The sequence below is a fragment of the Oceanobacillus sp. FSL W7-1304 genome, assembly GCF_037969805.1.
Lineage (GTDB): Bacteria > Bacillota > Bacilli > Bacillales > Amphibacillaceae > Oceanobacillus > Oceanobacillus profundus.
The window spans coordinates 223,450-238,855 of record NZ_CP150211.1 but is presented as its reverse complement, the minus strand read 5'-3'; the positions used below and the strand labels follow the sequence as shown (position 1 = coordinate 238,855).

General features: G+C 37.8%; 13 protein-coding genes. All 13 read right to left on the bottom strand.

Features of this window, described 5'->3' with window-relative positions:
• Nucleotides 1–358: 358 nt before the first annotated feature.
• A complete protein-coding gene (locus NYE61_RS01210; protein ID WP_303448191.1) occupies nt 359–2,635 on the bottom strand; it encodes a DNA translocase FtsK in 2,277 nt (758 codons plus the stop codon).
• A gap of 199 nt (nt 2,636–2,834) precedes the next feature.
• Nucleotides 2,835–3,041: a YlzJ-like family protein gene (locus tag NYE61_RS01205; RefSeq protein WP_303448192.1), complete on the bottom strand. Its 207-nt coding sequence runs from the start codon at nt 3,039–3,041 to the stop codon at nt 2,835–2,837.
• On the bottom strand, nt 3,038–3,766 hold the full coding sequence (locus NYE61_RS01200; RefSeq protein WP_118888909.1) for a ClpP family protease: 729 nt from the start codon (nt 3,764–3,766) through the stop codon (nt 3,038–3,040). Before NYE61_RS01200 ends, NYE61_RS01205 begins: the two co-directional genes overlap by 4 nt.
• A gap of 90 nt (nt 3,767–3,856) precedes the next feature.
• Nucleotides 3,857–4,723, bottom strand: coding sequence for a 4-hydroxy-tetrahydrodipicolinate synthase (gene dapA, locus NYE61_RS01195; protein ID WP_095308730.1), 867 nt, complete (start codon nt 4,721–4,723; stop codon nt 3,857–3,859).
• A 41-nt stretch (nt 4,724–4,764) separates the two neighbouring features.
• Nucleotides 4,765–5,997 carry an aspartate kinase gene (gene dapG / locus NYE61_RS01190; RefSeq protein WP_095308728.1) on the bottom strand — a complete coding sequence of 411 codons (1,233 nt, stop codon included), beginning with the start codon at nt 5,995–5,997 and terminating at the stop codon, nt 4,765–4,767.
• Between the two features lie 118 nt (nt 5,998–6,115).
• The gene (locus NYE61_RS01185; RefSeq protein ID WP_095308726.1) at nt 6,116–7,162 is read right to left on the bottom strand and encodes an aspartate-semialdehyde dehydrogenase; all 1,047 of its coding nucleotides are present in this window, start codon (nt 7,160–7,162) and stop codon (nt 6,116–6,118) included.
• A gap of 51 nt (nt 7,163–7,213) precedes the next feature.
• Nucleotides 7,214–7,819 carry a dipicolinate synthase subunit B gene (gene dpaB / locus NYE61_RS01180; protein WP_095308724.1) on the bottom strand — a complete coding sequence of 202 codons (606 nt, stop codon included), beginning with the start codon at nt 7,817–7,819 and terminating at the stop codon, nt 7,214–7,216.
• Entirely contained in the window at nt 7,816–8,700 is an 885-nt protein-coding gene (dpaA, locus tag NYE61_RS01175; protein WP_095308722.1) for a dipicolinic acid synthetase subunit A, read from the bottom strand. The genes dpaB and dpaA overlap by 4 nt, the downstream gene beginning before the upstream one ends.
• Nucleotides 8,701–8,912: 212 nt before the next feature.
• On the bottom strand, nt 8,913–9,752 hold the full coding sequence (locus tag NYE61_RS01170) for a 3D domain-containing protein (protein WP_118888912.1): 840 nt from the start codon (nt 9,750–9,752) through the stop codon (nt 8,913–8,915).
• Nucleotides 9,753–10,079: 327 nt separating this feature from the next.
• The gene (locus NYE61_RS01165; protein WP_095308718.1) at nt 10,080–10,322 is read right to left on the bottom strand and encodes a YlmC/YmxH family sporulation protein; all 243 of its coding nucleotides are present in this window, start codon (nt 10,320–10,322) and stop codon (nt 10,080–10,082) included.
• A gap of 386 nt (nt 10,323–10,708) precedes the next feature.
• Nucleotides 10,709–11,932, bottom strand: coding sequence for a pitrilysin family protein (locus NYE61_RS01160; RefSeq protein WP_118888913.1), 1,224 nt, complete (start codon nt 11,930–11,932; stop codon nt 10,709–10,711).
• A gap of 118 nt (nt 11,933–12,050) precedes the next feature.
• The gene (locus NYE61_RS01155) at nt 12,051–12,995 is read right to left on the bottom strand and encodes a polysaccharide deacetylase family protein (RefSeq protein ID WP_303448194.1); all 945 of its coding nucleotides are present in this window, start codon (nt 12,993–12,995) and stop codon (nt 12,051–12,053) included.
• 221 nt (nt 12,996–13,216) lie between these two features.
• Nucleotides 13,217–15,328, bottom strand: a complete 2,112-nt coding sequence (locus NYE61_RS01150; protein ID WP_095308744.1) for a polyribonucleotide nucleotidyltransferase — start codon at nt 15,326–15,328, stop codon at nt 13,217–13,219.
• Nucleotides 15,329–15,406 lie beyond the last annotated feature (78 nt).

The window sequence follows — 15,406 nt, the reverse complement described above, 5'->3', positions numbered from 1 at the left end:
ATCCCCTCTTTCCTCTAACTGCAATCCAAGAGATCTGACCTCTGACGTATGACTATTTGTCCGTCATTTATCTTACCACTATTAATTAAATAAATAAATAGAAATAGGATAAATTCCTTAAAAAAATCAACAAATTGTGACAAGGGAACTTAGTTTTCAACAAGTTTTTTAACGAAGTCCGCGCAGGTAAGAGTTTTCTTCGTCACTATTAAAATAAGACAGGTGAGTTTACTCTTCACCTGTCTTATTAATAAAAAATACGTGGTTACTTATTTATACAATTTTGGTTTTTTGCTAGGAGCTAACACAATAGCAGAAGTGCTCGATTAGCGACGTTCGGATTGATACTAATAGAACGCTACATCGTTTTTTCCTCCGTTACCTGCGAAACTAACACAGTTCTAGGCTTACTTCCTTCGTACGGTCCAACAATACCGCGTGCTTCCATCGCATCAATCAATCGTGCTGCACGGGTATATCCAATTCGGAACCTTCGTTGCAGCATAGAGACACTAGCACTTTGCATTTCAATAATCATTTGTACCGCATCTTCATATAATTCATCATCTACTTCTTCTACTGCATCATTTGTATCCTCTGGAATCATCTCTTCTTGATAAGAAGCTTTTTGCTGTTCAATACAATGGTCCACAACTCTTTCTACTTCTTCGTCGGACAAAAATGCACCCTGTACACGGGTTGGTTTAGAGGAGCCTACGGGCATAAACAACATGTCCCCCCTACCAAGCAGTTTCTCGGCTCCCCCCGAGTCAAGGATCGTCCTTGAATCCGTTTGAGAAGAAACACTAAATGCAATCCGTGACGGGATATTCGCTTTAATCACACCAGTAATGACATCAACCGATGGACGCTGTGTGGCAATTATTAAATGAATACCTGCCGCACGAGCCATTTGAGCCAATCGGGTAATCGAATCTTCCACATCATTTGAAGCGACCATCATTAAATCGGCAAGCTCATCTACGAGAACTACAATGTAAGGAAGTTGTGGCTGTGTTTCATCTGATCCTACATTATATTTGCGAATATATTCGTTATATCCTTCAATATTACGTGTCCCGGTGTCAGAAAATAAATCATATCTTCTTTCCATTTCAGAAACGACCTTTTTTAATGCTCTTGATGCCTTTTTAGGATCTGTTACTACTGGAGCCAATAGATGCGGAATACCATTATAAACATTCAATTCTACTTTCTTTGGATCAATCATCATCATTTTAACTTCATGTGGTTTTGTACGCATCAGGATACTCGTAATAATTCCGTTAACGCAAACACTTTTCCCGCTACCAGTTGCACCTGCAATTAACAGATGGGGCATCTTGTTTAATTCCCCTACTACAGCCTCACCAGATATGTCTCTACCTAATGCATAAAGTAGTTTGGAAGATTTATTATTCCACGTTTTATCGAGCACTTCTCGTAATGATACCATGGCAATCTCTTGGTTCGGCACTTCGATTCCAACTGCGGATTTTCCGGGAATTGGTGCTTCAATCCGTATATCCTTCGCTGCCAGTGCTAGTGCTAGGTCATCATGAAGACTAACAATTTTACTTACCTTAACACCAGCTTCTGGATATACCTCATATTTTGTGACAGCTGGACCTACATGAACTTTTGTAATTCTAGCCTTAACACCAAAACTTTTAAATGTTTGTTCCAGCTTTCGAACAGTAGCTTGTATTTGTGACTTTTCCTTTTGCTGTGAATTATGAGCTGGATCAGCCAGTAAATTAGGAGATGGCAATATATATTCTGGGTTTTCTGTTTCTGTCAGTGCCATTTCCGGAACGTCGTCCGCTTCGTCCACTTCTTTCTTTTTCGCTTTTTCTTCTGCTACTGGTGCTTCATGAGCAGGCTCTTTTTCCGTATTGTCTGCGGCATAGGCAATATCTGTAAAATCATTAATTACTGGTTCTTCGTGCTGTATTGTTTCTATAACCGCTTCGTCCTGTAGTTTCCGTTCTTCCTTCTGCTGCTTTTTCGCTGCTCGAACATCCTTCCATTTGACAAACTGATTCTCAGCACTCTTTTTCATTCTCGAAAAGAGTTTAGAAAATAAGTCGCCAACGGATATATCGGTAATAAATATAAGACCAATTAATATAGAAAAAACAGCAACGATTTTTGAGCCAGCTAATGAAAATAAAAAATTACAAAATGTAAAAATGACTGCTCCTATCATTCCTCCGCCCGTTTGCACCACAGTACCGGCACCACTAACATAGTCTAAGAAATTATTCCAAGTTGTTCCGATAATGGACACATTTCCAGCTGTTACTAGTAAACTCTCAACCGTTTGTATATGTGACAATAGTAGAATACCAGCAAATAGAATATAAAAACCTACCATTTTCCTACTCCAGAAATTCGGATATTTTCGTTTAACTAGTAGCAGAACACCAGTAATAAACAGAAAAACAGATGCAACAAAATACCAAATTCCAAGAAAGAATTGGAAGAAATGCTCCATCCATCCAGGTATTGCACCATCGCTTATTGCACTTGCTCCACTCCCGAAGATGGATAAAAAGATAAACAGCAGACCTAAAAGTTCCAACCGCATAGACCTCGTTTTTTTAGTGCTTTTTCGCTTTCTCTTTTTCGCCATTTTTTCACCTCTATCTACTCCAACATATATGAATAGTAAACCCTCACCAACAAAATGGCAAGGGTTTACTGAATAACTTAATTATACCATAAAAGTAGAACCTCATTCAGTGGAGACTATTTCCTATCATATAATATTCGCTCTAGAAGATAGGCTAAGTCCTACTTCGCATATTAGGGTTTAAATTTCAATAGCATGTTTATGAAAGAATACTGCCAGGAGAAAATTCTTTCCGCAAATAATCTTGTGGATCAGTTGAAACAAGCTGCTGAATTTGATAAGAGCCATCCTTCGTTTTTATAGCATATATCATTCTTCCATCGTATGTGATATGCTCCACATTTGAAAATCCTCCTTGTTCTACTGGAAAGATATCATGTTGAGCTAATGGCGTATACAATATCATTGTATGACACCGCCTTCTGCACCATTATTAGTTCCAATAAACGCTGTTAATTTACTCATGGCATCTTTTACACCACCGACCTGATCAATTAATCCGTATTCTACAGCGTCTTTTCCAACTACATTTGTACCAATATCTCTCGTTAAATTACCTTTTGCAAACATAAGATCTTTAAATTTCTCTTCCTTTATGTTTGAATGCTGGACGACAAATTGGATGACCCTTTCTTGCATTTTATCTAGATATTCGAAGGTTTGTGGTACTCCAATAACTAAGCCAGTTAACCGAACTGGATGAATCGTCATCGTAGCCGTTGGAACAATAAAGGAATAGTCTGTGGCTACTGCTATCGGTACGCCAATCGAATGGCCACCGCCAAGTACAATCGATACCGTTGGTTTTGAAATCGAAGCAATCATTTCAGCGAGAGCAAGCCCTGCCTCAACATCTCCCCCTACTGTATTCAGCAAAATAATTAATCCTTCAATTTTTGGATTTTGTTCAATAGCAATAAGCTGTGGTAATAAATGTTCATATTTAGTTGTCTTATTTTGCGGCGGCAGCTGGATATGTCCTTCTACTTGACCAATGATTGACAGAACGTGAATATTTGAATCAGGTGCTTGTGGAATATTAGATTGACCTAACTGTTGGATTTTCTCAACAATCGACGATGCATTGGGCTTGTCCTCTTGATTTTCATTTTCTTCTGGATTGTTATTCATTTACGAACACTCCTTTTTAAAAACTCACCTATAAAGGTAGTATGAACGTAAACATACAAAAAATACCGGCTAAAACCATAGCCGGTATTGTTATTTATCTAATAGAAGCTTCAACTTACTTATCTCTTCATCTGTTAAAGGAACTAGTGGCATACGTACACCGCCAGTTTCGATTCCTTTCAATTGCAGTGCTGCTTTAACAGGGCTGGGGCTTGGCGCTGTAAAAAGCCCGTTCATAATCGGGAGCAATTCACGATGTAGCGCTGCCGCTTCCTGAACCTGACCATTTTTAAATTGCTGAACCATTGTCTGCATTTCATTACCAATAACATGGGAAGCAACTGAAACGACTCCATCAGCACCAATTGCCAACATTGGTATCGTTAATCCGTCGTCTCCACTGTACACACTGAAATCATTCGGTGTATGTTCAATAATTTCCGCAACTTGATCAAGATCTCCACTTGCTTCTTTCATGGATACGATATTGTCAATTTGACTTAAATTAATAACAGTTTCTGCAGTTAAATTTACCACTGAACGTCCTGGTATATTATAAAGCATTATAGGCAAATTCGTTTCCTGGGCAATTGCAGAGAAATGTGTATACATTCCGCGTTGATCAGGCTTATTATAATAAGGTGTAACAAGCATGATCCCGTCAACACCACATTCATCTGCCTTTTTTGTCAAATCAATGGATGCCTCTGTGCTATTGCTCCCTGTTCCAGCAATAACAGGTACTCGCCTATCCACCTTCTTCACGACATACTTAAACAGATTAATTTTTTCTTCTGTACGCAGTGTGGGTGATTCTCCAGTCGTTCCTGCTATTACAAGTGCATCAGTCCCATTATCGATTAAATAATCAATCAATACGTTCGTCTGCGCAAAATCAATTTGCCCATTTTTATCAAACGGAGTGACCATCGCCGTCAATACTTCGCCAAAATTCATGAATGATCGATCACCTTTCTTATCTAAATTTGGTATCTTCTCTATCTTTGGAGTTCATTTATATGACTTAGCTCAAATACATCATGTAGTGCATTTACAGCTGTAATTAAATCAACTTGATGCACAAGAACCCAAATGGTTGTATGGCTATCGGCGGACTGTAATATTTGAACACCTGAATTCGTTAAAGCCTGAACGATTTTAGAAGCTACTCCTGGAACACCCGTCATTCCTGCCCCAACAGCCGAGACTTTCGCACAACCCTCTGTTACTTCTGGGTAGAATCCTAATACTTCCAAGATATGAACAGCTTTCTCAGTTAGTGCTTCAGGAACCGTGTAAACAACACCTGTTGGAGATATATTGATAAAATCAACTGAAATACCTGCTTCAGCCATTGACTTAAAGACTTCAGACTGTAATCGATAGGCTGATTCCTTTGTTTTTACTTTGATTTGTGTAATGGAGGACATATGAGCAATTCCAGTAATCATTCGATCTGGTATATCTACACCCATTTCAAGTACTCTTGATGAAGTAACCAACGTGCCTAGATCTTCAGAGTACGTTGATCTTATTCGCATCGGAATTTTCCCTTGCATCGCGATTTCCACTGCGCGGGGATGAATAACCTTTGCACCTTGATATGCTAAATTACATATCTCCGTATATGTGACGATTTTAAGTTGACGTGCGCTCTTAACTACACGGGGATCTGCAGTCATAATGCCATTTACGTCAGTAAAAATCTCAATTCGCTCTGCATCAAGTGCGACTCCTAGTGCAGCTGCAGTTGTATCGCTGCCCCCACGACCAATCGTTGTAATCTCACCAGCATAGCTTTGACCTTGAAAGCCTGCAACAACAACAACATCATGCGTTTCAAATTCTTTTAAAATACGTGTTGGATTTACTTCTTTAATACGTGCTTTATTGAAATCCTCTGACGTTAAAAAGCCTGCTTGTGATCCAGTTAATGCAGTTGCTGATATGCTGAATTTTTGAAGCTCATTTGAAAGTACAACAGCAGAAATTATTTCTCCACAAGACATTAGGAGATCCAATTCTCGGGCGGAGTTTTGATTACGCGGGTAATCAACTAGCCCTAATAGCGTATCTGTAGCATATGGATCCGGCTTTCTTCCTAAAGCGGAAACAACAACAACTAATTTATAACCTTTTATTAAAGCCTCTTTAATATGTTTCATTACATACTCTCTATTTTCTTCTGATTGAACAGAAGTTCCGCCAAATTTTTGAACCAATATTTGCATGATCACACCTCTATTATTACCAAATACCGGATACTTAGGAGGTCATAAACAGAAGGAACTGTATTTACATACAGATTCCCTCAATTGATTTCGATTTAAACATTGAAATTATGACCTCTTAAAGCCAATTATTTTTTATTAAAGATTGGGCAATTTGAACCGTGTTAAGAGCAGCGCCTTTAAGAAGATTGTCAGATACGACCCAAAGATGGAATCCTTTGGCATTATCGATATCTTTACGAACGCGGCCAACAAAGACCTCTTCTTTATCTGCAGCACTTAACGGTGTTGGATATGTCTGTGTTTTGGGATTGTCTTCAAGTTCCACTCCATCAGCATTCTCAAGTTGTTTCCAAATATCCTCAACACGAACATTCTCTTGCTCGATTTCTATATAAATACTTTCTGCATGGGAGGTAAAGAATGGAAGCCTTACACATGTAGCAGCTACAGATAGTTCCGTATCATGCAGAATTTTTTTTGTTTCATTAATCATCTTCATTTCTTCAAACGTATACCCATTCTCTTCGAATATATCGATTTGAGGCAGAGCATTAAATGCAATTGGATAATGTCTCTCATCACCTGAAACAGGAAGTAAGTTTGCTTCCATTTTTTCATCATTCAGGTATTGTGCCGATTGAGTCTTTAGCTCTTCAACCGCTTGCGCTCCTGCACCCGATACTGCTTGATACGTAGAAACAATAATACGATTAATTCCATAAGCATCCTTTATCGGCTTTAATGCAGCAACCATTTGAATAGTTGAACAATTCGGATTAGCAATAATTCCGTTATGCTTCGCTATATCTTCATTGTTTACTTCCGGCACAACAAGTGGCACATTTTCTTCCATTCGAAATGCACTTGTATTATCAATTACAACTGCCCCACGCTTAACTGCTTCTGGTGCAAGCGCCTTGGATATTGAGCCTCCAGCTGAGAATAAAGCAATATCCACATCTTCAAAACTTTCCGGCTTCGCTTCTTCAATTGTAACCTCATTATTGTTAAATACTACCTTTTTACCTGCAGACCTTTTAGATGAGAGCAATTTAATTCTATTGATTGGGAAATTTTTCTCCTCTAATAATTGCATGATTTTCTGTCCTACTGCCCCTGTTGCTCCTACTACTGCGACATTAAATGCTGTTTTCTGTACCATTTACAATAACTCCCTCCAAAATCGAATATATCTTTTTTATCTTATAGCATTTTATTTTACCATATTTTCATCCATATAAGGAATAATAAGTGGTTGAAGTTGTTTTCCGTTTAATGCGTATTTCACACTATCTACAAGGTAATCTAATTTAGCTGCTAATGAGTTTGGTTTTTTAAACGGGTCATCTTGACCAAAGGGAATAAAATAAATATATTTACTGTTTAATAGCCGCATTAAGTTTATCCCATTTAACCCAAGTGCATCATTGGTCGTTACACCGAGTAAAACCGGATTTTGATTTCTCATTGTTGACTTAGCTGCCATTAAAACTGGGTTATCAGTTAATGCATTCGAAAGCTTACTTAACGAATTTCCTGTAAGTGGTGCGATTACCATACAATCAAGCGGATTTTTCGGTCCAAACGGCTCAGCTTCCGGAATTGTTTTGACTACTTTTTTCCCTGTGATAGCCTCAAGTCTTTCAATATGCTCTGTTGCTTTACCAAATTTCGTATCGGTGGTTTGAACCGTGTAGGATACAATTGGAATAACTTCTGCCTGCTCCTCGATGAGCTTCTCAATCTGCGGGAAAACCTGACTATGTGTATGATGGGATCCAGTTAAACCGAATCCAATTCGTTTCCCTGCTAAACTCATTCGGACTCCCTCGTTTCATCAAGAATCTGTGTTATAACATCCGCAAGTATTTTCCCAGCTGTTCTTGGGGCAACAATTCCAGGTAAGCTTCTCGCTAGAATTGCTTTGATTCCACGTTTTTCTGCAAAATCAAAATCCGTTCCACCAGGTTTGGATGCTAAATCGATGATAATTCCATTTGGCGGCAAATTTTGGATTACATCCTTCGTTACAATCGGGGCTGGAATTGTATTAATAAGTAAATCACAGTCATGGGTATGATCAGAAAGCTTTTCCAACGGAATCGCATGTAATCCCATTTCGGTGATTCTAGCTAAATCTCTAATACTTCTTGCACATACCGAAACCTTCGCTCCCAAAGCTGAAAACTTATTTGCCACTGTATTCCCAACCCTGCCGAACCCGACTACAACAACACGTGACGAGTGGATTGTATAATCTGTTTCTTCAAAGGCCATCATTATTGCACCTTCTGCTGTAGGTATTGAATTATAAATTGCTACGTCATCCCTATCCAGTAACGGTACCAAATCAATATTTGCCGCCGTTGTAGCTGAAGTTAAATACTCATTTGTTATTCCGGTAAAAACCAGGGTATTGCTTTTTAATTTCTTAAACCACGACTTTTCTATTTGGATCTGTTTATCTGAAAATACAGTTTCGATATTTCCGGACATATCTGTACCAGTTATTGGTAATATAATTGCATCTAACTTAGACGGTTCGAGTTCTTCAAAGTCCATTTGATTTGATCCTGTAAATCCCTGTTCCAGTTTATCAAAGCCAACTAACATCAAAGTGGTATCAGGTAATGTCTTTAGTTGCCTGATTAATTCTAAATAGCGTGCGTCTCCGCCAATTACAGCTATAAATTGACTCATTATTATATAGACCCTCCAGACATACTTCCTGTTTTCATTTTCTTTATAGCTTATGTGAACTCGCAGTGAGAGTGATTGTCTGAATAAAAAAAGAAAGCAAAAAGACAGATATCCTTATACGATATCTGTCTACACCTTTATTTCAAACCTTTTCTAACAGCTTAATTTCCTTCTATGTTATGGAAAGCTCTCTTTTGTATGTTATTCTCTAATCATTCCAAAATCGTTACTTCCACTACTTTTCTTCCCCAGTTATACGCTTGATCCTTTGTAGGTACATGAATATCTATTTTATTACCTTTTATTGCTCCTCCAGTGTCAGCAGCTACTGCATGACCATAACCTTCTACGAAAACCTTCGTACCGAGTGGAATAACATTTGGATCAACCGCAATCACCTTCTCATAAGGATTTGCTTTTAAATCAATACCTGTAGCTGTAATTCCTGAGCATCCAGAGCAATATGCAGTGTAAGCAGTTGCTTCAACTGAAATTGTTTTGCCATTCGGCTGTGTTGATTCGGATTCAGCGGTAGAATTGACCTCTTCTTCTGCTTCCAGCGTTACAACTTCATCTTCCGTTGCCTCTTCTGTTTCATTCTCTGGCACTGATTCTGCCTCTTTCATTTCAATTGTTGAATCGGCATTTGCTTGTTCGGCTGCCACTTGTTCCGTGTTCAACTCACTAGCATCATTAACAACCAACTGCTGCCCAATGATGATTAAATCTGAATTAAGATTATTCCATGCCTTCAAATTTTCAACTGTAACATCATCACCATAACCTCTACTAATTTCACCCAAACTATCTCCTTTTTCTACGATGTAATATTCTGGTTCTGCCTCATCCAACTTTAACATTTGCTTTGGATGAATCAGCGAAGAATCCAATTCATTAATATCCTTTAATTTTTCTACAGTCGTATTGTTATGATGTGCTATTGTCCAAAGGTTATCTCCTTTTTTAACTTCATAATCAGTTGCTGCCGACACTGTTGTCGCAGTTACACCTGTAATAATTAAACCAATAATTAGAGCTACTATCTTTTTCATTATGTAGTCCCCCTCGTTTTAATTACTGTAACGTAATCGTACCACGGGGACGGATTATGTGCGGTTACGGCTTGTTTAAGAGTATATGTCTTAAATTACAAATACAAGTTTTTTCGATTAATCGGTTCTATTTGCTCTATCACGTGCATACAATAGAGTAAGGGTAGCTATGGATAGAAGAATAGAAACACAAGCACTCAGTTTTAGAGAAGTTATAATTAGAAGTCTCTTTACGTCTTTTAGTGCCTTGTGGCTGTTTCGGCTGCTCAGTACGCTAAACAAAAACAGGCATCATCTATTTGATACCTGCTCTTGCAACACAACTAACTATTCTAGCTTATCTGTTTCAATCATAATCATATCTTCTCCGATTTTCTTAATTGAGTTCCAGCGGATCTTCGTTTCTTCCCCTTCTTTTACAAGTCCAAACCACTTATAATTTGGAATAATAAATGCTTCTATCTGTCCAGTTGATTCATCGATTTCCAAATCTGTCTGCCCAAGCATGCCTAATCTTGTACCCTCATTGACATTGATTATTTCTTTATCACCCATATCACGAAACCGCATCTAATCACCTTCTCCTTTTCCTTTATACTTCATATATATGTTGTTTGAAGCAAGCTATGTATGATCATGTAGATGTTTAAAACATCATTCTTTCTATCTGGGATTAGGCGATCTAGTGGAAAACGGCAACTAATAATAAAAGAATATAACGGAAGAAAAATGTGAGTAGAATCTGGATTGGACAGAAAAAGTTTTAATGACTCTATTGTCATTACACAGTATGTTTATAATAAAAACGAGCATTCCTCCTCTCACGGGGGAAATGCTCGTTTGAAAGACGTAAATTCACAAAAATTCTCGCTCAATAAGTAAATACATCTTACGTTTCATAGTAGCTTACTATGTCTCATGTATAGCTTAGAAAAATTCTCACATGTTCGAATAGCTTAAAGAACACTGGCAGGTGCGATTAATGCAGTTGAAGCTGGTTTATTAAATATTTTTTTGATAACTTTCCCAATAGAATCGTGATTCACTGCGTCAATTTCACGAATAATTTCATCTAGTGTGCGATGACGTTGTAATAACAATTCATTTCTGCCATTTCTTGACATTCTACTATTGGTGCTCTCTAAACCAAGCATTAAACTGCCTTTTAATTGCTCTTTGCTGTTTCGTAGTTCCTTATCGGTTAAACCTTTATTTATCAATATCTCCATTGTTTGATTAATTGTATCCTTTAATAAAGAAAGCTGTTCCTTGCCAGTACCCGCATAAATTGTAAGCAAACCATTATCAAGGAAAGTGGAATGATAAGAGAATACAGAGTACGCTAATCCTTGTTTTTCACGGACATCCTGGAATAATCTGGAGCTCATACTTCCACCAAGTACATTATTCATTATAATAAGGCTATAAATATGTTCGTCCCCTAATGGAAGCCCTTCAAAACCGAAACAAAGATGTGCTTGCTCCGTGTCCTTATTGCGCTCAATAGAATTTGCATAGAATGCTGGTTTTAAAATTTTTGTTTTCTCTGCTGGTGATTCATATGCACCAAAGTAATCCTCAATCTTATAAATGAAGGAATCATCCACATTACCCGCTACGGAAACCACCACATTTTCAGGAGTGTAGCGTTGTTTTACATACTCTCTTAATGTTTCTGGCTTAAATGATTTTAAATGTGCTTCTGTCCCAAGAATGGAATACCCTAATGGATGATCTCCATAAGAAGCCTTTGCCAACAAATCATGGACAATATCATCTGGCGTATCTTCATACATTTTGATTTCTTCAAATACAACTTTTTTCTCGCGTTCCATTTCCGCTTCATCAAATGTTGAATTGAAGAACATATCTGCAAGAATTTCTAACGCATAATCCTTATGTGTATCCAATACTTTTGCATAAAAACACGTATATTCTTTGGATGTGAATGCATTTATTTGCCCGCCGATGGAATCAAACGCTTCTGCGATGTCTTGAGCAGTTCTTGTTATTGTACCTTTAAAAAACATATGCTCTAAAAAATGGGATATCCCATTATTTTCAACTGATTCATTTCTAGAACCAGTTAATACCCAAATACCAATCGTAACTGAACGAACTGCTGGTATTTTTTCTAACACAATTCGCACACCATTTTTACTAATGTGTTTATCTATCAATATTCTTCCTCCTAAAGTAACGAGATCTATCAAAGGAGCGAAACATCATAACACTCCAGGACTAATTTATCGCTTTGGCATTTCCCTGTTTAAGCACCAAAACGTGAAAACCAACGCCTTACCTTTCTTCACTAAGCAGCATGTCAATTGTTCCTAATCTGTAACCACTTTCTCTTACTAATTGAATTAGCTGTTCTAATCCATTTGCTGTGGCAGGTGTAGGGTGCATCAATATTGTAGCACCAGGGTGAATTTTATCCTTCACCCGGTTAATCATAACAGAAACTGACGGATTCTTCCAATCAATCGTATCCACTGTCCAGAGAATCGTTTCCATATTTAAATCTTCTGCAGAATAGACAACTTGGTCATTATAACTTCCACTAGGCGGGGCAAACCATTTTGCCTTCTTACCAGTAATAGCAGTTAGAATCTGGTTTGTTTGACTTATTTGATCAATCATCGCTTGATTAGAAAGTCTAGCCATATCAGGATGATTATAAGCATGGTTACCAATGACATGACCTTGTTCATCTATCATCTTTACGATTTCTGAATTCTGTTGTGCCCATTTACCTTCAATAAAAAAAGTAGCCTTAACTTGATTTTCCTTCAATATGCGAAGCATTTCCGGTATATGCTCTTCACCCCAAGACACATTTATGAAAAAGGCCACCATATCCTTCTCTGGATGACCACGATATATAGGCGAGCCATCGAGATCCATAAGGCTAACTTCTGGAGATATTTGATCAAATACGAGCTTTGACTCATCGAATATTCCAGTTTCTTTCATCTTTTCATAAGATTTTTCGATGTTTACTTCTAAACCATTTCGACCTGCAGTTTTTTTCCAAACTCGATCAATATAAGCATCTTGTGGCTTCACTGAATATAATTCTTTCTTTTCTTGTATTTTCTGGTATAAAGCATCTTTTTGGTTAATCACTTGAGATCCCATTGCAGCTAAATTTATAGTAAATGGATTATAATCGACTTGAAATGCTGTCGCTAAAATTAATAAAAAGACACAAAGATTTACATATTTACGATAGCTTCTCATAGACACCCCTCCCCTTACATTTCTATGCAAAAGTGGGACAAGTATGAAAAAATAAATCTCGAAAAAGCGAACTCTTAAATAGAAAGAAGCATATCGCCATTATTTTTGCGTACACTTAACGTGGTGAGGTACTTATTAGTTTAACCACTATCCATCAAATAATAATGCTAGAATATAAAAAAAGAAACTGAAATCTCAGCTTCCTTCTTTTACAATTATCTTTATTTTGCTTTTTCTGCTCTTTCCTTTTCTTCTAGCAGTACAGCTTTACGGGAAAGATTTACTCGACCTTGGCGATCAATTTCTTTTACTTTTACCATAATCTGATCACCAATCGATACGGCGTCTTCGACTTTATTGGTACGTTCTTCCGCTAGTTCAGATATATGGACTAATCCATCTTTACCTTTAAATAGCTCTACAAAGGCACCAAATTTTTCAATACGTTTAACTGTACCTAAATACATTTGACCTACTTCTACCTCACGAACAAGATCTTCAATGATTTTTTTCGCTTTTTCATTCATAGAAGCATCTATAGATGAAATGAATACACTACCGTCTTGCTCGATATCAATTTTAACACCAGTTTCATCAATAATTTGATTAATCTGCTTACCGCTTGGTCCAATAACATCACGGATTTTATTCGGGTTAATAGACATGGTTAAAATTTTCGGCGCGAATTCAGAGAGCTCTGTTTTTGGTTCACCGATTGTAGCAAGCATGGAATCTAAAATTTGCAGACGTCCTTTTTTAGCTTGGGTTAATGCTTCTTCTAAAATTTCTCTAGATAAGCCTTCAATTTTAATATCCATTTGCAATGCTGTAATTCCTTCTGCTGTTCCGGCAACTTTAAAGTCCATATCCCCCAAAGCGTCTTCCATTCCTTGGATATCTGTCAAAATTGTGTAGTCTTCTCCTGATTTAACAAGTCCCATTGCAATTCCAGCAACTGGTGCCTTAATTGGTACACCGGCATCCATCATCGCTAACGTACTAGCACAAATACTTGCTTGGGAAGTAGAACCATTCGATTCTAAAACCTCGGATACGAGACGAATCGTATAAGGGAAATCTTTATCTGAAGGAACAACTTTTTCAAGTGCTCGTTCACCTAATGCACCATGACCTATTTCACGACGACCAGGTCCTCTAATTGGGCCAGTTTCTCCAACGCTGTATTGTGGGAAGTTATAATGATGCATAAAGCGTTTCGTCTCTTCTAGATCTAAACCATCTAAGATTTGTACGTCACCTAAAGCTCCTAATGTACAAATACTAAGCGCTTGGGTTTGTCCACGTGTAAACAATCCTGAACCATGCGTTCTTGGAAGGACATGAATACGTGAAGAAAGCGGACGAATTTCATCTGGCTTACGACCGTCTGGACGAACTTTTTCTTTCGTAATCAGTCTACGCACTTCTTCCTTTACCATTTTATCTAAAATGTTCTTCACCTGTTTAATTTCCTCAGGCTCAGCCTCTTCATATGCCGCTAACACCTCTTGTTTTACTTCGTTAATGGCATCTTCTCTTGCATGCTTTTCTTGTACTTGAATTGCAGCAATTAGCTTATCCTTTGCATCTGCTTCAATTTTGGCTTGCAGAGCTTCATCTAGTTCAAATAAGGTAATCTCTGATTTTTCTACGCCAGCAGCTTTAACGATTTGCTCTTGAAATGCAACAAGACGTTTAATCTCCTCATGACCAAACATGATCGCCTCTAGCATTACTTCTTCCGGTACTTCATTTGCCCCAGCCTCTACCATGTTGATCGCATCTTTTGTACCTGCAACCGTTAATTCAATGTCGCTCTGCGCTTCTTGCTCAACAGTTGGATTAATAATAAATTCACCATTTACTCTACCTACATGAACACCTGCAATTGGTTCAGCAAACGGGATATTCGAAACGCTTAGTGCAATCGATGATCCAACCATTGCTGCAATTTCAGATGAACAATCTTGATCCACACTCATAACTGTACTGATCACTTGAACTTCATTTCTGAAGCCATCTGGGAAAAGTGGACGAATTGGACGGTCAATTAAACGAGATGCTAAGATTGCCTTCTCGCTCGGACGTCCCTCACGTTTAATAAATCCTCCTGGAATTTTACCTACCGCATATAATCGTTCTTCATAGTTAACGGTTAAAGGGAAAAAAGGTAAATCCTTAGGTTCTTTCGATGCAGTGGCAACAGCTAGTACCGAAGTATCGCCATAATGAACCATACATGCACCATTCGCTTGCTTTGCTAGTTCTCCAATTTCTACTGTGAATTTCTTACCAGAAATTTCAGTAGAGAAGACTTGTTTTTCTTCAGCCATTAGTCGTAGTGCTCCTTTCAATACAACTTTCCTTATAAGCATTATTAATAGATATCATCCTATAAATAGGTTTCCTCC

Bases quoted from the DNA above. Each gene is read 5' to 3' on its own strand.
- NYE61_RS01150 (WP_095308744.1), bottom strand. From the start codon at position 15,328: ATGGCTGAAGAAAAACAAGTCTTCTCTACTGAAATTTCTGGTAAGAAA.
- NYE61_RS01185 (WP_095308726.1), bottom strand. From the start codon at position 7,162: ATGGTACAGAAAACAGCATTTAATGTCGCAGTAGTAGGAGCAACAGGG.
- dapG (WP_095308728.1), bottom strand. From the start codon at position 5,997: ATGCAAATATTGGTTCAAAAATTTGGCGGAACTTCTGTTCAATCAGAA.
- NYE61_RS01205 (WP_303448192.1), bottom strand. From the start codon at position 3,041: ATGATATTGTATACGCCATTAGCTCAACATGATATCTTTCCAGTAGAA.
- dpaB (WP_095308724.1), bottom strand. From the start codon at position 7,819: ATGAGTTTAGCAGGGAAACGAATTGGATTCGGTTTAACTGGATCCCAT.
- NYE61_RS01200 (WP_118888909.1), bottom strand. From the start codon at position 3,766: ATGAATAACAATCCAGAAGAAAATGAAAATCAAGAGGACAAGCCCAAT.
- dpaA (WP_095308722.1), bottom strand. From the start codon at position 8,700: ATGAGTCAATTTATAGCTGTAATTGGCGGAGACGCACGCTATTTAGAA.
- NYE61_RS01170 (WP_118888912.1), bottom strand. From the start codon at position 9,752: ATGAAAAAGATAGTAGCTCTAATTATTGGTTTAATTATTACAGGTGTA.
- NYE61_RS01210 (WP_303448191.1), bottom strand. From the start codon at position 2,635: ATGGCGAAAAAGAGAAAGCGAAAAAGCACTAAAAAAACGAGGTCTATG.
- NYE61_RS01165 (WP_095308718.1), bottom strand. From the start codon at position 10,322: ATGCGGTTTCGTGATATGGGTGATAAAGAAATAATCAATGTCAATGAG.
- NYE61_RS01155 (WP_303448194.1), bottom strand. From the start codon at position 12,995: ATGAGAAGCTATCGTAAATATGTAAATCTTTGTGTCTTTTTATTAATT.
- dapA (WP_095308730.1), bottom strand. From the start codon at position 4,723: ATGAATTTTGGCGAAGTATTGACGGCGATGGTCACTCCGTTTGATAAA.